At 41.2% G+C, this 19,083-nt stretch carries 19 protein-coding genes; 7 read left to right on the top strand and 12 right to left on the bottom strand.

The window, feature by feature from the left end; genetic code table 11:
* The first annotated feature begins 274 nt into the window (after positions 1 to 274).
* From H0S56_RS01725 to H0S56_RS01710, 4 genes are all read left to right on the top strand, one after another.
* Positions 275 to 1,285, top strand: a complete 1,011-nt coding sequence (locus tag H0S56_RS01725) for an esterase/lipase family protein (RefSeq protein ID WP_195725525.1) — start codon at positions 275 to 277, stop codon at positions 1,283 to 1,285.
* Positions 1,286 to 1,370: 85 nt separating this feature from the next.
* Positions 1,371 to 2,342 carry an esterase/lipase family protein gene (locus H0S56_RS01720; protein WP_195725524.1) on the top strand — a complete coding sequence of 324 codons (972 nt, stop codon included), beginning with the start codon at positions 1,371 to 1,373 and terminating at the stop codon, positions 2,340 to 2,342.
* 133 nt (positions 2,343 to 2,475) lie between these two features.
* On the top strand, positions 2,476 to 3,444 hold the full coding sequence (locus H0S56_RS01715; RefSeq protein WP_044109069.1) for an esterase/lipase family protein: 969 nt from the start codon (positions 2,476 to 2,478) through the stop codon (positions 3,442 to 3,444).
* A 69-nt stretch (positions 3,445 to 3,513) separates the two neighbouring features.
* Positions 3,514 to 4,494 (top strand): esterase/lipase family protein, encoded by a 981-nt coding sequence (locus tag H0S56_RS01710; protein ID WP_195725523.1) that lies wholly within the window; start codon positions 3,514 to 3,516, stop codon positions 4,492 to 4,494.
* Positions 4,495 to 4,565: 71 nt separating this feature from the next.
* Here H0S56_RS01710 and rplS read toward each other — a convergent pair whose 3' ends face one another.
* The 12 genes from rplS to ispH form a co-directional block, all read right to left on the bottom strand.
* Positions 4,566 to 4,940, bottom strand: a complete 375-nt coding sequence (gene rplS, locus H0S56_RS01705; protein WP_004281205.1) for a 50S ribosomal protein L19 — start codon at positions 4,938 to 4,940, stop codon at positions 4,566 to 4,568.
* Positions 4,941 to 5,125: 185 nt separating this feature from the next.
* Positions 5,126 to 5,860 carry a tRNA (guanosine(37)-N1)-methyltransferase TrmD gene (gene trmD / locus H0S56_RS01700; protein ID WP_004281202.1) on the bottom strand — a complete coding sequence of 245 codons (735 nt, stop codon included), beginning with the start codon at positions 5,858 to 5,860 and terminating at the stop codon, positions 5,126 to 5,128.
* A 28-nt stretch (positions 5,861 to 5,888) separates the two neighbouring features.
* Positions 5,889 to 6,437, bottom strand: a complete 549-nt coding sequence (gene rimM / locus H0S56_RS01695) for a ribosome maturation factor RimM (RefSeq protein ID WP_004281200.1) — start codon at positions 6,435 to 6,437, stop codon at positions 5,889 to 5,891.
* 30 nt (positions 6,438 to 6,467) lie between these two features.
* Positions 6,468 to 6,725, bottom strand: a complete 258-nt coding sequence (rpsP, locus tag H0S56_RS01690) for a 30S ribosomal protein S16 (protein ID WP_085064356.1) — start codon at positions 6,723 to 6,725, stop codon at positions 6,468 to 6,470.
* A gap of 138 nt (positions 6,726 to 6,863) precedes the next feature.
* Complete coding sequence (locus H0S56_RS01685; RefSeq protein ID WP_195725522.1) at positions 6,864 to 7,325, bottom strand: type IV pilin protein; 462 nt, start codon at positions 7,323 to 7,325, stop codon at positions 6,864 to 6,866.
* A gap of 2 nt (positions 7,326 to 7,327) precedes the next feature.
* Entirely contained in the window at positions 7,328 to 7,831 is a 504-nt protein-coding gene (locus tag H0S56_RS01680; protein WP_005223432.1) for a type IV pilin protein, read from the bottom strand.
* Positions 7,832 to 7,842: 11 nt separating this feature from the next.
* The gene (locus H0S56_RS01675) at positions 7,843 to 11,646 is read right to left on the bottom strand and encodes a pilus assembly protein (RefSeq protein ID WP_195725521.1); all 3,804 of its coding nucleotides are present in this window, start codon (positions 11,644 to 11,646) and stop codon (positions 7,843 to 7,845) included.
* A 13-nt stretch (positions 11,647 to 11,659) separates the two neighbouring features.
* Positions 11,660 to 12,484 carry a hypothetical protein gene (locus H0S56_RS01670; RefSeq protein WP_004809945.1) on the bottom strand — a complete coding sequence of 275 codons (825 nt, stop codon included), beginning with the start codon at positions 12,482 to 12,484 and terminating at the stop codon, positions 11,660 to 11,662.
* Positions 12,481 to 13,470: a PilW family protein gene (locus H0S56_RS01665; RefSeq protein ID WP_085064354.1), complete on the bottom strand. Its 990-nt coding sequence runs from the start codon at positions 13,468 to 13,470 to the stop codon at positions 12,481 to 12,483. Before H0S56_RS01665 ends, H0S56_RS01670 begins: the two co-directional genes overlap by 4 nt.
* On the bottom strand, positions 13,470 to 13,979 hold the full coding sequence (gene pilV, locus H0S56_RS01660; RefSeq protein ID WP_086044408.1) for a type IV pilus modification protein PilV: 510 nt from the start codon (positions 13,977 to 13,979) through the stop codon (positions 13,470 to 13,472). Before pilV ends, H0S56_RS01665 begins: the two co-directional genes overlap by 1 nt.
* The gene (locus H0S56_RS01655) at positions 13,979 to 14,464 is read right to left on the bottom strand and encodes a GspH/FimT family pseudopilin (RefSeq protein WP_195725520.1); all 486 of its coding nucleotides are present in this window, start codon (positions 14,462 to 14,464) and stop codon (positions 13,979 to 13,981) included. Before H0S56_RS01655 ends, pilV begins: the two co-directional genes overlap by 1 nt.
* Positions 14,465 to 14,623: 159 nt before the next feature.
* Positions 14,624 to 15,574: a 4-hydroxy-3-methylbut-2-enyl diphosphate reductase gene (gene ispH, locus H0S56_RS01650; RefSeq protein WP_195725519.1), complete on the bottom strand. Its 951-nt coding sequence runs from the start codon at positions 15,572 to 15,574 to the stop codon at positions 14,624 to 14,626.
* Positions 15,575 to 15,708: 134 nt separating this feature from the next.
* Between ispH and gmk the strand changes: the two genes are divergently transcribed.
* From gmk to H0S56_RS01635, 3 genes are all read left to right on the top strand, one after another.
* Positions 15,709 to 16,332: a guanylate kinase gene (gene gmk / locus H0S56_RS01645; protein ID WP_114541860.1), complete on the top strand. Its 624-nt coding sequence runs from the start codon at positions 15,709 to 15,711 to the stop codon at positions 16,330 to 16,332.
* Positions 16,333 to 16,408: 76 nt separating this feature from the next.
* Positions 16,409 to 16,690, top strand: coding sequence for a DNA-directed RNA polymerase subunit omega (rpoZ, locus tag H0S56_RS01640; protein ID WP_004281186.1), 282 nt, complete (start codon positions 16,409 to 16,411; stop codon positions 16,688 to 16,690).
* A 214-nt stretch (positions 16,691 to 16,904) separates the two neighbouring features.
* Positions 16,905 to 19,010: a RelA/SpoT family protein gene (locus H0S56_RS01635; RefSeq protein ID WP_005101314.1), complete on the top strand. Its 2,106-nt coding sequence runs from the start codon at positions 16,905 to 16,907 to the stop codon at positions 19,008 to 19,010.
* The last annotated feature ends 73 nt before the right edge of the window (positions 19,011 to 19,083 follow it).

The raw sequence follows: 19,083 nt of genomic DNA, 5'->3' as shown, positions 1-19,083 counted from the left end.
TAACTTAGACAAATTTCAATTATTTCAAAGACTTTTTATTTAAATACATCTGCAAATAAAACACATACTTACAATGTAAATTCCTCCTGTCCTGCATGTCCCCAAATGACATGGTTTTAGACCTCTGAAGTGAAAAAATACCGCTTCATTAAAAGAAAATTTGCTTAGCCACTGAAGGCCGAAACTGTATTTTCATCGTCTGATTTGTGGCTTGCGACACTCTACAAAAAGCAATGATTGCTTGAATAAAGATAGAATTAAAAAAGGGACAGCTATGCATACTTTCAGCAAGACAGCCCAGTTACTGACTGTGGCTTTAGCGACTACTCTGGGATTCAGTTTTTCTGCACAGACTCAGGCTGCAGCGAGTGCAACACAAGTCATCGAAAAGAGTCGGTCTGACTATGCCAAGACCAAATATCCGATCTTGATGGTGCATGGCTGGCTAGGCTGGTCACGCATTGGCACCGATAGTATCGGGCTGGATTACTGGTATCAGATTCTGCCAGATATGGCACGTAATGGCTCAACCGTCTTTGCGGCACAATTGTCTCCAGCAAATACAACGGCGCATCGCGGTGAACAACTAGTTCATCAGGTTGAAGAGGTTGTGGCAATTACCGGCAAGAAAAAACTGAATTTGATTGGTCACTCTCATGGCGGACCAACAGTGCTGTATGTTGCAGCGACCCAGCCGCAGTATATCGCCTCTATTACTGGCGTTGCAGGAACCTACCATGGCTCCAAAGTGGCAGATGATATTCAGAACAATAGCCTGACGCGTACCGCCTTTAACATTTTAGGTGATTATATTATTGGTCCATTGATTGCACTGGGTCAGTTTAAGCCTGAACTGGAAATTGATTTTGATGCTTCCATGAAATCCCTGACCCAGACCGGCTCAAATACTTTTAATGCCACAGTGGCACAACAGGTAGTCAAAGATGGCGTATTGGCGTCCACAGAAAACTGCAATAAAAATTTAAAACAGAAAGATAGTAAAGGCATTCATTATTATTCATGGACGGGTGTGGCCCAAGCCACCAATGCCCTGGATATTGATACGATCCTGATGCAGCTCGGCCCTTTATCTTATGGCAGTAAAGACAATGATGGCATGGTTTCACGTTGTAGTGCGTTCATGGGCAAGGTGATTCATGACCAGTACAAACTCAATCATACGGACCTGGCCAATATGATGTTTGGTCTGAAAGGCGTGTTTGCACCAGATCCGGTCGCCCTCTACCGCCAGCATGCCAACCGACTCAAATTAGAAGGTTTATAACCCCAGAGTGCCTGTATTTTCAGCTGAAATATAGGCTTTTTTTCTGGTTCTTTTTATTTGACCTATCCGCGATCGGGAAGCTGCAATGAAAAAAATAATATCTTACTTAAGCTTTTTGCTACTGGTTTCCCTATTAACTGGCCCTTTGCAAGCCTCGGCATTACAGGAATATAAAAGCAATTTTGTCCTCTCGAGTTATGCCAAGACAAAATACCCGTTGGTCTTTGTTCATGGTTTTGGTCTAGGTTTGAACCGGATTGGAACAGATCACATCGGTTTAGATTATTGGTATCAGATTCCCCAAGACCTGAGCCGGCATGGTGCACGGGTGTTTTCTGCCGAATTGTCTGCTGTTGCGTCCAATGAACTGCGCGGTGAACAGCTCTTGATGCAAATTGATGAAATACTGGCACTGACGGGCCAGAAGAAAGTCAATCTGATTGGGCATAGCCAAGGTGGCCCAACAATTCAATATATCGAGGGCGTTGCACCGCATAAAGCCGCCTCTTTAACCGCCATTGCCGGGGCGATGCAAGGCACCCCGGTTTTTGTCAATGCCAGCCAGACGCCACTGCTTGAACCCTTTATCCATGCCATTGGTACAATTTTGGGCCATAGCATGAATCTGGTTACAGCTAACCAGTATCCGGTCAGTATTATCGAGGCACTGCAAGCCATGAATCCAGAGGCGATTCAGGCCTTCAATGTGAAATATGGCTCCTCTGCCATTCCCCAAAACTGTCAGACCCAAGGCAGCAAACTTACATCCAATGGAATTTACCACTATTCCTGGATGGGCAACCGGCAGGCAACCAATTCCTTGGATGCGATAGAGTCTACAGTCGTGACTTTAGGTAGCAGTTTCCTGAAAGGAGAAGCCAATGATGGTGCTCTACCGCTGTATAGCGGACGTTATGGCCAAATCATTCGTCAGGACTATGCCCATAACCACTTTGATGAAGTAAACCAGTTTTTTGGTATTTTGGGCCCTTTCGCGCAGGATCCGGTCGCACTGTATCGCCAACATGCCAACCGGCTCAAGCTGCAAGGCTTATAAATCACTTATTTTATGAATAGATCATCTTTATTAATTAAAAAAACTTAGGAAACTGAGTCCCTGCTACATAGGGGAACTTTAGGCAACTGGATGAGGATCATCCCGTTAAAACAACAAAAGTGAGGAAAATATAATGAAATTCGGAATATTAATCACCGGCCTGCTGCTGGCAGGTACATGTCTCAGCACCCAGGCATCCACCCAGGCCAGTCAGGTCACAGCAAAAGCCAGTTCACAATATGCCAAGACCCAATATCCGATTGTCTTTGCACATGGTATGGCGGGTTTCATCCGGATCGGTACTGACCAGTTTGGACTGGATTACTGGTATCAGATTTTACCGGATCTGGCGCGTAATGGCGGTAATGTCTGGGCAACACGTGTCTCGCCTTTTAACTCATCGGAAATTCGGGGTGAGCAACTTTTAGAGCAGGTAAATGAAATTCTGGCCATTACCGGTGCAAAGAAAGTCAATCTGATCGGTCATTCCCATGGCGGCCCGACCATTCGTTATGTCGCAGGTGCAGGGAATGGAATAGTCGCTTCCCTGACTTCTGTCGGTGCTCCGCATAAGGGCTCCCCGGTTGGAGACCTGATCCTGCAAGCAGAAGGTACACCGATACAAGGGCCTTTAGTCGGTGGTATCAACCTGGTGTCTAAGGCCATCACCTGGGCACAAGGGTTGGATCCGAACAGTTTCCCGCATGATTCTCTGGCCGGTGGTAGCAGCCTGACCCTGGCAGGATCCGCTCAATTCAACCAGAAATATCCGCTCGGTATGCCAACCACCGCCTGCGGTGAAGGTAAGGAAAAAGACGGTGATATTCGTCATTATTCATTTACCGGTATAGGTCAAGTCACCAATCCGCTCGATCCTGATTCAGCCTTGACAGTTACAGCTCTACTCATTGATGGCGGCAAGGAAAATGATGGTCTGGTCTCCCGCTGTAGTGCCAAATTCGGTAAAACCATTCGGGATAACTACAACTGGAACCATCTGGATGAAGTGAACCAGTTCCTCGGATTAAAAAATATCTTTGCTCCAGACCCAGTCGATGTTTATCGCCAGCATGCCAACCGGCTCAAATTGCAAGGCCTGTAATTCAATCTCATCCCTGTCATCCCAATGCACAGGGATTTTCTAATTTTTAAACCGCCAAAATGGAACTTTATGAAAATTAGAACGCATTTTATAACCTTATGCTGCGTATTATTTGCGGGCCAATATGTGCAGGCTTCCAATTTGCAGCAAGCAGAATCCAGATTTGTCGTGTCCAATTATGCAAAAACACAATACCCGATTGTATTTGCACATGGCATGGTCGGCTTTAATCGAATTGGTTTTGATGCCTTAGGCATGGATTATTGGTATCAAATTTTGCCAGATTTAGCCCGTAACGGTTCAACTGCCTTTGCCACCCGCATCTCACCTTTCAATTCCAGCGAAATCAGAGGTGAACAATATGTGGAGCAACTGAAAGAAGTCATGGCAATCACCGGCGCCAAAAAACTGAATTTAATTGGTCATAGTCATGGTGCGCATAGCGTGCGTTATGCAGCCGGGGTGATACCGCAACATGTAGCCTCCGTGATGACTGTGGGGGGTGCCAACCAAGGCACCATTGTCGCCTCTGATGTCATGCGACTTGCTAATCAAACCGGAACATCTGAACTGCTCAATACCCTGATCAGCAGTTTTGGCAACGTCATCATGTGGGCACAAGGCTTAGACAGTCAAGCTTTCCCACATAATACTCTGGCAGCAGGACACAGCACGTCGATTGAAGGCACAGCCGAATTTAACCAACGCTTTAAACTCGGGCTTTCGCTGAGCCCATGTGGTGAAGGCAAATATACAGACCAAGGCATTGCACTGTATTCAATGACGGGCAATCAACCCGTGACTAATCCCCTAGATGTCAGTGATGCAGCCATGAAAGCCTTGGATCTACTTTCTGCAAGTAAGGCTGGCGCGAACGATGGAATCGTGTCGGTATGTAGTGCCAAATTTGGTAAAACGATTCGTGATGATTTTCAATGGAATCATCTGGATGAAATCAACTTGTTATTTGGCATCAAAGGTACCTTTGCACCTGATCCGGTTGCTGCCTATCGTCAACATGCCAACCGTTTAAAACTACAAAGTTTATGATTTTTATAAAAATAGCCAGATATAAAAAATGCGCCCAAAGGCGCATTTTTTTACTCGTATAAAGCTTAAAATTAAGCTTTAGTTTTACGAGCTGGTAATTTTTCACGAATACGTGCAGCTTTACCAGACAATTCACGTAGGTAGTAAAGTTTAGCACGACGAACGTCACCACGACGTTTCACTTCGATACCAGCAACGATTGGAGAGTGAGTTTGGAATACACGCTCAACGCCAACACCGCTAGAAATTTTACGTACTGTGAACGCAGAGTTCAAACCACGGTTTTTCTTAGCAATTACAACGCCTTCGAACGCCTGTAAACGCTCACGGTCGCCTTCTTTTACTTTAACTTGAACAATAACTGTATCACCTGGTGCAAAAGCAGGGATGTTTTGTTTCAATTGTGCGTTTTCAATTACTTGAACTAAAGGATGCTTACCGCTCATGGGGTATCTCCAATATGTGCGAGTCAGAAGAGGTCTGATCATCGCTGGGTATAGAGGCTAAAGCGCATACACCCGATTATCTTTCCCTTTATAGTTGACCATCTCAACCATAAAGAGCCTATTAAAGAATACTTAAATAATTTTAAGTACTTGCTTGAAGATAGAAATGATTACTCATCAATATCTTACAAATCTTTTAGCCATTTTTTCTGCTGCTTGGTCAGCTCGACTTTTTCCACCAACTCTGGGCGGCGTTCAAGTGTACGCTGATATCGCTGCAAAAACCGCCATTTTTCAATATTGGCATGATGCCCGGACTTTAACACCTCAGGCACATCCAAACCTTCAAAATGATCTGGCTTGGTATATTGTGGGCAATCTAGAAGACCATCCACAAATGAGTCTTGCACGTGTGACTGTTCATCAGACATGGCACCCGGAAGTCTCCGGATAATACTGTCCAATAAAACCATCGCAGGCAGTTCACCACCCGACAAGACGTAATCTCCAATTGACCATTCCTGATCAACGTATTGCTGGATCAAACGTTCATCGACGCCTTCATAACGTCCGCACAGTACGATGATTCCGTCATATTTGACAAAATCCTGTACCGCAGTTTCGTTTAAGGTTTTTCCTTGCGGTGACATATACACCACAGGAACCTGAACTGCACCCGCTTGCCTTGCAAGCTCTTTGGCATGCTGGATTGCTTTTGCCAGAGGCTCAGCCATCATCACCATACCCGGACCACCACCGAATGGACGTTCATCCACGCGTTTATAGTTGCCCGTCGCATAATCGCGAGGATTGATGCAATGAATTTGCATCAACTCACGTTTTGCTGCGCGCCCGCTAATCCCATAGGCTGTAATCGCTTCAAACATTTCAGGAAAAAGCGTAATGACTGCAAAAAACATCGCAGACTCCCGTATTTCCGAAAAATTCTTAGTAGTCTACGCCCCAATTGACGTAGATACGACCAGCTTCAAGATCAACGCGTTGCACCACATCTTTATGCCATGGGATCATTCGCTCTTCGCCATCGATGCTGTCGGCAGTTGCGCGAACCACCATCACATCGTTAGCACCTGTCTCAAACAGCTCAAAAATTTGACCGAGATTGACTTCTTGCTCTTCATCGTCCAGACCTAACACAGTTAGACCTTTTAAATCAGACCAATAGTACTCATCTACGCCTGCTTGAGGCAGTTGCGATTTAGAGATCCAGACATTGGAGCCAACCAGTTCGTCTGCACCAGTGCGATCACTCACACCTTTCAGCGAAACAACCAGGCCTTTACCATGTGGTTTCCAACGTTTTACATCGACAATTTGCCAACCTGCTTTGGTCTCAATGTACCAAGGCAGATAGTCAAATATGTTGCTCATAGGTTCTGTATTGGAATAGACCCAGAGCCACCCATTTAATCCATATGCTGAACGCAACTGTCCAATCTGAATACGATCTTCGGGAACATTCTGTGTTGGTGTCATGGGCAAGCTACTACCTAATTTATAGAAAAATTATGCAGCAACTGCAGCTTTTTTAGCTTGAGCAGCTAAAGAAGCAACACGATCAGAAGGTTGAGCACCTTGAGAAACCCAGTGAGCAAAACGTTCAGCATCTAAACGAAGTTTCTCTGCTTTACCTTGAGCTGTAGGGTTGAAGAAACCGATACGTTCGATGAAACGACCGTCACGTGCATTACGGCTATCAGTCACAATGATTTGATAGAACGGACGTTTTTTAGCACCACCGCGTGCAAGACGAATAACAACCATGATAGAACCTTATAGTTTTTACGGATTATCCTTGTACCGACCATCGATACAGCTCAAACCCCTTTCATAGAGGGCAGTATTTTACTTGAACTTTGCCCTGAATGAAAGATCAAAAAGTGTTTGGCTACAATTTTGAATTTACTTGTCTGTCCATCCTAAACATAACCCTGTTGCATCATCTTTGCTCTTGTACCAACATTGGGTACCACTATGAGTCAGGGTTAATGCACCATCATTTTTTTGAATACCTGTGGTTATAGGAGTAGCTGTTAATGTCCATGATGAATCAGGAGCATTTGTTATAGTTAAATTATAATAAGCCGATCCAGTTCTAGGTGAAACTGTTTTGCCATACACCTCAGGATTAGTAAGTGGATTAGCTGCATAACCCAGAGTTGTATTATTTTTTCCATAATCTCCATTTGCTAATTTATAAGATTGTAGTTTTTGTGCTATTTCCATCATCGTACTTTGAGTTTCCATACGATTTTTTTGTTTTACATAACTTTGATAAGATGGATAAGCCACAGAAGCCAGAATAGCTAAAACTGCCACAACAATCATAACTTCAATAAGTGTAAAGCCCTTAATCTTACTCATTATTATTTCCATTCCTTGGTATTTGCACCACAATTCGTACTAGTAATACCCAACGAATCTTTAGTCATACACTTTATTCCTCTAGAATCCAATAAAAGATATTCAGAATTTCTAAGCGCACTACCTCTAGTTTGATTGGGAATAGCAATCATTTTCCAGCCCTGCCCAATTGTAGAGTCTTCTAAGGCCTTAGTTGAATCGTTAATATCAACAATCTTGATTTGATAGTTGTAGTTACTTGCAGAATCATATGGAATATTGACCTCTCCTTTTGTTGAGGTTTGATGCTCCGGAATATAACCAGCATAACTTAATTGCTTTCCTTTGTAATTTTCTAAACGCTCAGCAATTTTAAGCATTTCTGACTGTGCCTTTGATTTATTCGCTCTCGCGATGTAAATTTCATAGCTTGGAATAGCGATTGCTGCAAAAACTGCAACAATCACTACTACAATCATCAACTCAATTAAAGTAAAACCTGTATTTTTAATTTGAGGTTTGATCATCGTTATCTTCCTCACCATTCAAACCAACGTACAGGTTTAATTTTTCTATATTGACTATAGGTATAAGTCTTTTGCTCAGTAGGCACTGTATTGTTATTATTACAATTACCCACACACATCTCCTTAGTTTCAGGATTAGGATTTACTAATATTTGTTTTCGGGGATCATTAGAAGTAGGACCAAAATTTGGGCCTACAATTCCTAGATAATCTTTTTTCAAATAAGCAGCACACTCTCCATAAGGCATACATATACGATAAATCGTTGAAAGACCTCTTACTCCACCAGTACAACTATTTGCTACTTCCCCAGTAGCAGTAGCTTTTGGATCATACAAAGAAACATATAGATCACCGCCTTTAAGATCCAACTCCTCATATGCTCTTGCATAGTTACCGGAGTCGGTAGATCTCAATTCAAATGCCCACCCCTTTAACATTTTATTTTTGATACTTGTAATATTAGCTGAGCTAATCTGTGCGGTAGCAGTTTTCCCAAGTACACCTGATTTAGCTAAATCACCATATTGAATAATTGCAGAAGGGGTATAATTAGTTGCTAAAGTATTGCTAACTACATCTCGGTCGATAATACCGTAAACCTTATTTTTTGCTTTCTCTTCTTCAAGTGGGAAACTTCGATTACCTGATCCTGCTGTCAACAATACAAATCGCTCTTGCCCTTCATCAAATACAGCCACAGACAAACGCTCATAGAAACGAGGAACAAATAGTGTGGAACCTCTTCCTGTCTGTAGGTTTGCAATAGTCTGAACACGAACTGCTAAATTGCTATCTACATTTGTAGAGATTTGGTTCGCATTATTTAAATCGACTCTGAATATTTGCCCACCTAAATCTGCAAAATAGATAACATCAGTTAAACCATCTGCATCATAGTCCAATACAGTAGGTTGACCCACAACACTATAACGAATATCAGAATTCTGTGTATATTTATGACTTTGAGTAATGTCTGAAGTATCTGCACTTGTCATCCAGAGTAAAGAACCATTGCTTGCATCTACAATATATAATGCGTTCCCTCTCGTAGAGGTGGTAGGTTCAACATAACTACTTGCAGGTTTCTCATAGATAGACTGATCATATCCTCCACCAAAAATTAATACTCTTTTCTTCTCCCCTTTAACCCGTACATTGGCAATTGTAGGTTTAGACCAGATTTGTGCCATACGCGAAAAACCTGGTGTAGCCGGAGTATTATGAAATAATAAAGATGGTGCAGAAGGTGTACTTATATTCAGCCCATAGAGAGCCTCTCCACCCATTCGTAATCCACCATAAATATTCATTTTATCTGCTTCATATTTCGCAGTAGTTACTGCCCCACTAGTTACAGTAGTAACCTTAAAGGTATTATCAGCTGTCCAAGGAGCATCCACGCCATATTTAATACCATTTGCAGATATTGCATTTTCACTAGCTAATGTTTCAGGCTGATTTACTAATATTTCTTTGGGTATAAAGACGGATTGTTCCTTACCACTGATAGCATCAACAATATGTAAACCACCTTCAATTGAACCATAAATTACATATTCATCCCTACTAGTTACTTTATTATTTAAAATATTGATATCTGATGACTTAGTGACAACTAATGGTTTTGAATGTACAACCCCTCCTAAGAAGCGATAAGGATCTGTAGGATGTGCTATAGCGTTCAAGGTTGCTTTATTTAAATTTACTGGTTCAGCCTGATATCCTAGATACTTAAGTAAGGCTTTACGAACATCTGCAGAGAAATCGCTTGGGGTTCCTATCTTGTCATTATTAGGAATATCCTCAGCAAGGTTATCTTTAGTAACTTTCTTGATATTCCCATTTGATAACACATAGACATTACGGTTGCTATTTATATTACTTATTGCATCATTAGCTACCAAACGCGAGGATGGAACAGGGATTTTATTCCATGCCCCACCTATATTTATTGGACTATTATCACCTGCCGTATTTGACCATAGGTCTTTTGCTAAAGGATTAATTTCTTGAGAAGAAGTGTAAAGTGTATTACCACCAGTCGCACTGTCACTCAATGTTCCATTATAAACATAATATTTTTTCAGGTTTCCTAACCAAGTTACACGGGTAGGATCCTGTAGTGGTTGCAACATCGGGAAGAAACCAGTATTCATGGCCTTCGTTTGATCAAGAGGGTCTTTAGGTATACTTATGACTCCAAGGTTAGATGGTTTAAACTCTACCTGCAACCCGCTTAGGAATTGCGTCATACTACTAATAATATCTTCTGAATTTGATGCCTGATAAAAACCGCCAGTCCCATAATCAGAAGTTCCCCATAAACAGGAGTTTTGAATATCTTTGGAAAGCCCCGATGCATTACAATTATAAGTCCCATCTGCATTTTTCGAGATATCGGCAAAAGAACTCCCGAAGCCGATCACAGCAGTTTGAATTTGCACTCCTTGCGGATTACTTTTATTCATGAGTGCTTTTGAGTACTCACCAATACATTCCCAAGCTGAATTATTTCGATCCGATGACCCAGTTGATGAAAGACTGGAACTACAATTGTTTGCCATACTTATAGCATTAGTACCATCACTCTTTTTGAGTGTTAGATGCATTAAATTTCTGATAGCTTTGGGTTCTGTACCATTTGGATAACCATCGGTAAGGAAATAAATCCCATTGCCACTACAAGTTGAATTAGCGACAGCAGGGCTTATATAGTTTGAATCATTTTCAATATCTGTAAGAGTAGAATAAGTGGTATGCGCTGTCGTATTAGAATAATTTCCTGAGCCTGAAATATATTTACCGATATTTGAATAACCACTATAGACTGAATCCGTTCCATTAGTAATGGGATGTTGTTGATCTGTTATCTCTGCATAAACTGCTGAATCAAAAAAACCACTATAGCGAGTTATGATATGACCTTGATTTAACAAATTTTGCTGAGTTTGATTAGTAGTATTTTGCCAACCATTTCCTGCAAACTCTGAAATTAGTGCTCCCAATCCACCTGAATTACACTTTTTATAAGCATATCCATTTTCACTAATAAGAGTAGAAGCTCCCCATTTTGTACACTCCAACCAGCCGAGTACAGGAGAATAAGCATACTTATCTTTATATATAGGTATATTTTCTGTAGTAGTCCCACTAGTCTTAGTACCCATCATATAAGCGCCAGCTTCTGCATACGCGGCAGCCGTTGGCGTACCCCCAGTTGCTTTTAAACCGGCAACAAAATTTTTTAAATCTGTAACATGAGTAGGATCACTCATCGCTTTTGCCGGTATAGAAACAATACCTTTTTGCCCTTTACCTTCGTATGAATAATAACCTGCCCCCAATTTAATTCCAGATAATGCTCGACTATTTAGCAAAGTAAACATGGCATCTTTTAAACGTGTTAAACGGTCATAACATTTATACCCTGTATCTATTTTAACGCAATCATTTTGAATGCGTTTCTTATATGTATCTGTATTTGCTAATTTATTATAGTCAGTATTACTTATTGTACAATAATATTTTTTATATACTGGCGAAGTACCTGAATCTTCATTAGAAACTGCTTTACTACCTCCGTTTCCATTACGATCTACAACACATATATTGTAATCATCCTGCAAACTCATACTCGAGCCACCGTATCCAGCACCCCACCCCATACTTCCTGAGGTATCTAGCATCATAAAAATACTGGTCTTACCAGAACTATTTCCTTGATAAATACTTAAATCGCTGGCATAACTCCCATTCATACAGCCGAAAAGTAGAACAGGAGATAAGGCCATTATTTGATATTTAGTTTTCATGACTACCCCTTATTTAAATGTTTGATTTCGATTCATTTAATCGAACAATATACTCAGCCACTTGTGTATTTAATGGAACACCCAATTTATTTAAACATTCATGTAAAGTCTCTATCTTTACTTGCCCTAAGGTAGTATCTGCACGATTTTTTAATAATGAGTCATCCATTAATCTATTTCTTAGACATACATTCATGTCGGCAATACTCGCTGATGTCATAGCAGGAGCAAACGAGGTAACTGTGACTCTTACTCGTTTAGTATTAGTATTAGTAGAATCTTTTGGATCCCCGCCTTTATTGACATATTCAAAGCGATTAACTTCAATAGCAGGATCATCCGGACTTACAACAGCAACTTGGGTTACAATTGCCTTGCGGCTTATAGAGAACATAGAAGTTGGATCGCAAAATGCATTAATATTTCCTGATTCTGCAGTCGATTTAGCTTCAATAGAATTTTTTGCTTTTCTTTCTATAATCCTAAAATCACTTAGATTAAAAAATAAATTATTTTTTACCTTACTTTTATTTACTTCTACTTCAGTTGGCTTAAAACACAATTGTAATTCTTTACCTTCATTACCATCGAGTAAAACATGCCCCACTGGAGTTCCAGCTAAATTTTCTGATTCATTTGTATTAAAGTTTTTTTCTAGATGATCTAATGCAACATCAGAAGTTTGCATTAATAAAGTTTGAACCTGTGCATTAGTTGCGATTTTTAAACTAAAAATACTGTTACGTATTGCGTATAAACCAATAATAGTAATTAATACTAATAATATTAATACCGTAATAAGTGTTGCACCTGTCTGGTAATTAGAACGATTTATCATTGAATAACATCTCCTAATCCACCATTACGCAAAGCAACTGTAGTGGTATATACATGTCGCATATAACCATCACTTGGCGCAGTTATCGTTTTATCCAAAACAACAAAACTGTTTTTATTTGACATTGCCACTTTTTCAGATGATCTAACCAGCCAGCCTAAATTTATCCCTATAACAGCTGGCCGATGTTTAACACTAGCCGTGATAGCGATATTGTTATATTCATCTATTCCAAGAGTACGAGTTGAGCCGTTATTATTCCTGACAATTAGCTGTACTCGCATGTACTCAACATTTTTAGCAATCATTTCACCCGGATTTGTCGCATAGCTTCCGGTAAGCGTATTTACCGCTGAAATTGTGGTTGACTCATACGTTTGAGGAACAATCTCCCCCGTCGCAATAAACATTGCATCGGAGCAATTCAAATTTGCTTCATCCTTACCAGAAACTTTATTTATATAATATCTTTCAATTACATACCAACCTTTAGAATGAGTGGTAGCTGTCTTAATAGGTCCCTTCACTTTTTGACCAGTGCATGTAAACATATTCTGGGGAGCTTGATAAATTATTACCAACTGATCACTTTTTAAATAGCTATCAAATGCACTATCGTTATTTAAATTAGATGAAACTAAGTTACTTCCACTTAATAAAGATGTTCCTATTTTTAATCCCTTTAAATTTCCATCTGCCAAAGGAGTAGCTGATCCACTAGTTTGATTACTTAGAACAATTCCTCCATAAAGTGACTCATCATTCATTGCACCTGCATTACCGTGATTCGCCAATCTAATATTCTTAGTCACATAGTTGACAGCAAAAACTCCACTATCTTGTAATGAAGATGCTGAAGTCTGAATGCGATAATTCACTTGTCCACTAATCAATAGTTGAATAGCCACCGCCACCAGAATCAATCCGAGAGTGATAGCAATCATGAGTTCTATAAGGGTAAAACCTGATTGATGAGTAATTTTCATTAATATGCCTCCAACACCAAGCAGTTTGAGTCACTCACATATTTACCATCTGTTTTTAAACATGCATTCTCAGGTGTTTCAGCTTCCGAACTTGCTTTAGCATCCGTAATTGCCTCAGTGTCATTCCATGCAGCAATTAAGCACAATCTTTTTTGGCTTTCTGATGTATTCAAACAATCGATCACCCCCAAAGTAATATCTTTAGTCAAGGCTGCATCACCATATTGTTTTAAATCATATAAAGCTTGATCGTCTGCATCACATCCATTGCTACAATCAGGCAAATCCTCTGGTATTGCTTCCTTATAATCTCCATTCGGATTTAATCTAATTTTTTCTGCCAACCCATTTAAAATAATCAGAGCATCCGATCTTTTCATTGATTCTTCAGTCGCAGTAGTTGCTCTAACTTGTAAGGCCGCATAACCCAGAATTGCAATTGCCAGAATTAGCATCGCTACTAACACTTCCATCAGTCCCACACCTTTCTGATAATGACTATTTATCATTAGCATGCAGCTCCTTGAGAAATATCTACAGTTCCAGGAATGCTAACTGATAAAATATAAGACCCGACTGAAGAACATAAAGTAATAGTTTTAGTACCATTTAAATTTCCTCTAGATGAAAAAACAAAGCTGTCATCCGAGGTATTCTTTAAAGTAATTTTCTTTTCCACATTTACAATAAAAACACTAGTGTTTTTGAGAGAGTTTGTCATGCTAGAGTAATTAGTTAAATGTGCTCCACATACGCTTTCAGTTACTGCACTAGCAGACTTATTGATCGATGTGCAGAGGACTGTTTCATTTCGATTTAATACAGCTCGGCTTCTAGCTTCCTTTAAAGTATCTCTTATATTGTAAGCTGTAGTTTTGAGATTTTCTTTTATCAATAAATTCCCAAACGAAGGAGCAGCTATACTTGCAACAATCGCCAACACCGCAATCGTCACCATCAGCTCAATTAAGGTAAATCCTTTTTCTTTCTGCATGCTGCCCCCAAACTAAAACTTTAACCCAGTTAAAATAATACATATTAAAGTTACAAAACCTACACAATTAGAGATAAATGGCATAAAAAAACAGATAACTGCAAAAAGCAGTTATCTGTTTTAAAAAAACTATAAATCAGGTGATAAGTGCGTCACATCTTAAGCTTGAGTGACTGGAATACGCAATTCTTTCGGTAAGCTAAAAGTAATATTCTCTTCTCTTCCATCTAATTCGTGCGGTGCCTGCGCACCCCAGTCCTGTAACCGCTGAATGACCTGCTTAATCAGAATTTCCGGTGCTGACGCGCCTGCTGTTACCCCAATCTGGATATTTTCTGCAAACCATTCCTGTTTGAGCTCATCGGCATTATCAACCAGATAAGCAGATTTACCCATACGTTCAGCCAGTTCACGCAAACGGTTTGAGTTAGATGAATTTGGTGAACCCACAACTAAGACTACATCACAACGTTCAGCCAGATCGCGCACTGCATCCTGACGGTTTTGCGTAGCGTAGCAAATATCATCTTTACGCGGGCCTTGGATCATTGGGAATTTTTGACGTAAGGCATCAATCACTTTCGCCGTATCATCAATTGATAAAGTGGTTTGAGTGACAAATGCTACTTTTTCAGGATTTCGCACAGTTAACGCAGCAACGTCTTCTTCGTCTTCTACTAAATAGATATCACCGCCATTTTTCTTGTCATATTGGCCCATGGTACCTTCAACTTCTGGGTGTCCCTCATGCCCAATCAGAATGGCTTCCACTCCTTCGCGTGCATATTTCGTCACTTCAATATGTACTTTAGTGACCAACGGGCAAGTCGCGTCAAAAACTTTTAAACCACGGCGTTCAGCCTCAAGCTGGACGGCTTTCGAAACACCATGTGCACTAAAAATCACGATATTATCGTCAGGCACTTCATCCAGCTCATCAACAAAAATTGCACCACGCTGGCGTAAGTCATCGACCACAAATTTGTTGTGCACCACTTCATGACGCACATAAATTGGTGGGTTAAAGCATTCTAGGGCACGGTTCACGATCGCAATGGCACGATCCACACCAGCACAGAAACCACGCGGGTTGGCTAAAACAATTTCCATAGAATCCTCAATACTCACTCAATTTATGCTGCAACAATTGAAATAAATGTAAAACAATCGACGTACAACTATTTAGTTTAAAGTCGCTCTACTCTAAAATAGAGAAGATATTTTATCATATCAGGAAAAATATCATGTCGGGTCTCTTGTTTGTCGTTTCTGCTGCGTCTGGAACAGGCAAAACATCCCTCGTTAAAGCATTACTTGAACGTGTCAACAATCTTCATGTTTCTGTTTCTCATACGACACGCGGTCAACGACCTGGCGAACTCGATGGTGTGCATTACCACTTCTCTACCAAAGAAGATTTTCTCAATCTGGTCAATGAAGGTGGCTTTATTGAATATGCTGAAGTCTTTGGTAACTATTATGGTACTGCGCAAGCGACTGTAAAAGAACAACTGGCTAAAGGTCATGATGTCCTGCTCGAGATTGACTGGCAGGGTGCACAGCAGGTCCGTCGCTTATTTCCTGAATCAAAACAAATCTTTATTCTGCCACCAAGCCAGTTTGACCTGCGTGAACGCCTGTCTAACCGCGGCACCGACACGGTGGATGTGATCGAACATCGTCTCAGCTGCGCGGTAGAAGATATGCAACAATATAGCAACTTTGACTATATTATTATCAATGATGACTTTAATAAGGCGCTGCATGACCTGGAAGCGGTCATTATCGCTAACCGCTTGACCTTGTCGCAACAGGCCAACCGTCATGAAAAACTGATTCAGCAGCTCATCACACCAACTGAACAGTGATTAAAACTTGAGTCTATAGACAAAGCCTTTTATACTGTGCAGTCTGTTAAAATTTATTATTCAAACGAGAATTCTTATGGCACGCGTCACCGTTGAAGATTGTTTAGACCATGTAGACAACCGCTTTGAGCTTGTACTAGTGGCAAGCAAGCGCGCGCGTCAATTGGCACGTCAAGGTATTGAACCAACTGTAGAATGGGACAATGACAAACCGACTGTTGTTGCTTTACGTGAAATCGCTTCAGGTCATGTCTCAAAAGATATTTTGAAACAACGTGATCAAGACTATCAAACATCAAGTCTAGACCTTGCACTTTCTGCAAATAATCTAAACTTAGACGGTTTTTCTTTCCAATAAGAGATCGTCACTGAAAAAGCCTAGTTCTAAACTAGGCTTTTTTTGTTATGTGACTTTTATATTTATGCCAGAACGGTTATAACATAAGGGTTAGCTATCAAGTTTGTATTGGTTTTCTGCTCTGTAGCAGCAAAAAACCATCAAGCCAAGAAATTCACATTTCTAGAATGCTTTCAGGTTTTATTTGTAAAAAATTCAGTTGAAAAGGTGTTTTATGCCAGGCCCACAGGTCAGTCAAGCCAAGCAGCAGTTAGAGATCATTATCGATGCGTATTTAAGTGAAAGCGATGTCGAACGTGTGCTTGCGGCCTGTGATTATGCAGATATGGCGCATGACGGGATTGTGCGTAAAAGTGGTGAACCCTATATTCTGCATCCGATTGCGGTCAGCTGTATCTTGGCGCATATGCGTTTGGACACTGAAACTTTAATGGCTGCCCTGCTGCATGATGTGATTGAAGATACTGAGTTCAACAAAGACGATATTAGCAAGATTTTTGGTTTTACCGTCGCTGAACTGGTCGATGGTGTCACCAAACTGAGTCATTCCAGCGATAAAGAATATAATAAAGCGGCTTCTTTCCGGAAAATCCTGCAAGCGACTCTACAAGATCCACGTGTCATTATCGTGAAACTGGCCGACCGTTATCACAACATGACCACTTTGGACGCACTGCGTCCCGACAAACGCGCGCGTATTGCCCGCGAAACCTTTGAAATTTTTGTTCCAATGGCACGTATTGTCGGCATGAATGAAATGGCCGATAACCTGGAACATCTTTGTTATCAGAATCTAGATCTGGACATGTATAATAATGTGCAGGCCGCCCTGCTGGAAACCAAGCCAAAACGTTGTGAATATCAGGCCAAGTGGGAAAAGAACCTGACCGAACTGCTGCAACAGAATGCCATTCAGGGTCGAATTAAGAAGAAAAATAACAACATTGAGCTACTGCGTCACTTCGTTAAAAATGACATCGATCTACAAGAATTGACTCACAGCCATGCTTTTGAAATTATTTTACAGAGCATTGCGGACTGTGACCGACTGGCAGAAATTCTGACGCAAAGTTTTAAAATCCAGAGTTATGAAGATCATATCCGCCGCCCATTACCGGGAGGCAACCAGTCCTTAATGATGCGTTTGAAAGGCGAAGAGACGACCCTATCGCTTACCATTCAAACAGAACTCATGCGTAAAGCGGCACGTTTTGGCGTCGTGCTCGGTGAAAGTGCTCCTCAGGCCTGCCGCTCTGCGATTCAGGCCTCAATGCAGAATCTGAATGTACTGGTCGATGGTGAATGTGCCAAAACCACTTTCAGTGAACTACTGGACTATTTACATCAGGAAAAAATCTGGGTCTATACCCCACACGGTCATTTACATGAATTGCCGCAAGGCGCCACGGCGGTTGACTTTGCTTATGCCGCGAGTTTATTCCTAGGCAACCATGCGGTTGGTGCAAAAATTAACAATGAAACCAAACCCCTGTCGACTCCTTTAGTCAGTGGTCAGGTGGTCGAAATCATTACTGATGTCCTTGCGACTCCTAATCCGGATTGGCTCAGTTTCATCAATACCCAAAAAGCTCGTCGTGCTATTCAAAATATTCTGCGTGATCAGGATCCAGATGAGCAACGTCTGGTTGGACAACAGGCTCTCAATCGTGCCTTGAAACTATTCCATCGTTCAATTCGCGATCTGACTGAAGCAGACTGGAAGAACCTCTTGGAATGGCGCCATGTTTCCAGCAAGGAACAGCTGTTTGAACAGATTGCAGTCGGTGATTTATTACCGCAACTGGTGGCCAATCATTTATTTGCCCAAGATCAGCATCAGAATATTGCCAGTTCAGATCGTCTGATTCAGGGAACGGAAGGTGTCGATGTCAAATATGCACATTGCTGCAATCCTGTGCTGGGTGATCCGATTCAGGGTCATTTGACCCGTCGCGGTCTGATTGTGCATCGTGCGCGCTGTCATAACCTACTGCATGAACAGCATCAGCATCCAGAAAATATCATGTTGTTGCAGTGGACCTCTGATGATCTGGAAGATATCAGCTTTACTGCCTATCTTAGCATTGACCTGGACATGAATGACGAGCAGATTTCCGACCTGATTTACCAATGCCGTAAAGCGCATTCCGGGGTGGAAATGGTGCGTACTCAGGATGACAAAACCTATGTCAATATCGTGGTGCATAACCGTAAACAGATCGCGCAGATTATCCGCGATTTACGCATGTATTTCGGTTTTCCACGAATTATCCGCCTGGCACAGCCCGTCGTTTTCAGTGAAGCCTCTAAAGCGAGTTAATCATTTAAAACGATAGTGCTTTGATCGGCCGAATTGATCGAATATGATGTATGTCGATGATAAAAGGAGAAAT

Origin of the sequence: Acinetobacter lwoffii, from assembly GCF_015602705.1 — a bacterium.
GTDB lineage: Bacteria > Pseudomonadota > Gammaproteobacteria > Pseudomonadales > Moraxellaceae > Acinetobacter > Acinetobacter lwoffii_E.
The sequence above is the reverse complement of the archived record's forward strand: the minus strand, read 5'-3'. Positions and strand labels throughout refer to the sequence as shown.

Bases quoted from the DNA above. Each gene is read 5' to 3' on its own strand.
- H0S56_RS01725 (WP_195725525.1), top strand. From the start codon at position 275: ATGCATACTTTCAGCAAGACAGCCCAGTTACTGACTGTGGCTTTAGCG.
- H0S56_RS01720 (WP_195725524.1), top strand. From the start codon at position 1,371: ATGAAAAAAATAATATCTTACTTAAGCTTTTTGCTACTGGTTTCCCTA.
- H0S56_RS01715 (WP_044109069.1), top strand. From the start codon at position 2,476: ATGAAATTCGGAATATTAATCACCGGCCTGCTGCTGGCAGGTACATGT.
- H0S56_RS01710 (WP_195725523.1), top strand. From the start codon at position 3,514: ATGAAAATTAGAACGCATTTTATAACCTTATGCTGCGTATTATTTGCG.
- rplS (WP_004281205.1), bottom strand. From the start codon at position 4,940: ATGAGCGGTAAGCATCCTTTAGTTCAAGTAATTGAAAACGCACAATTG.
- trmD (WP_004281202.1), bottom strand. From the start codon at position 5,860: ATGTTTTTTGCAGTCATTACGCTTTTTCCTGAAATGTTTGAAGCGATT.
- rimM (WP_004281200.1), bottom strand. From the start codon at position 6,437: ATGACACCAACACAGAATGTTCCCGAAGATCGTATTCAGATTGGACAG.
- rpsP (WP_085064356.1), bottom strand. From the start codon at position 6,725: ATGGTTGTTATTCGTCTTGCACGCGGTGGTGCTAAAAAACGTCCGTTC.
- H0S56_RS01685 (WP_195725522.1), bottom strand. From the start codon at position 7,325: ATGAGTAAGATTAAGGGCTTTACACTTATTGAAGTTATGATTGTTGTG.
- H0S56_RS01680 (WP_005223432.1), bottom strand. From the start codon at position 7,831: ATGATCAAACCTCAAATTAAAAATACAGGTTTTACTTTAATTGAGTTG.
- H0S56_RS01675 (WP_195725521.1), bottom strand. From the start codon at position 11,646: ATGAAAACTAAATATCAAATAATGGCCTTATCTCCTGTTCTACTTTTC.
- H0S56_RS01670 (WP_004809945.1), bottom strand. From the start codon at position 12,484: ATGATAAATCGTTCTAATTACCAGACAGGTGCAACACTTATTACGGTA.
- H0S56_RS01665 (WP_085064354.1), bottom strand. From the start codon at position 13,470: ATGAAAATTACTCATCAATCAGGTTTTACCCTTATAGAACTCATGATT.
- pilV (WP_086044408.1), bottom strand. From the start codon at position 13,979: ATGATAAATAGTCATTATCAGAAAGGTGTGGGACTGATGGAAGTGTTA.
- H0S56_RS01655 (WP_195725520.1), bottom strand. From the start codon at position 14,464: ATGCAGAAAGAAAAAGGATTTACCTTAATTGAGCTGATGGTGACGATT.
- ispH (WP_195725519.1), bottom strand. From the start codon at position 15,574: ATGGAAATTGTTTTAGCCAACCCGCGTGGTTTCTGTGCTGGTGTGGAT.
- gmk (WP_114541860.1), top strand. From the start codon at position 15,709: ATGTCGGGTCTCTTGTTTGTCGTTTCTGCTGCGTCTGGAACAGGCAAA.
- rpoZ (WP_004281186.1), top strand. From the start codon at position 16,409: ATGGCACGCGTCACCGTTGAAGATTGTTTAGACCATGTAGACAACCGC.
- H0S56_RS01635 (WP_005101314.1), top strand. From the start codon at position 16,905: ATGCCAGGCCCACAGGTCAGTCAAGCCAAGCAGCAGTTAGAGATCATT.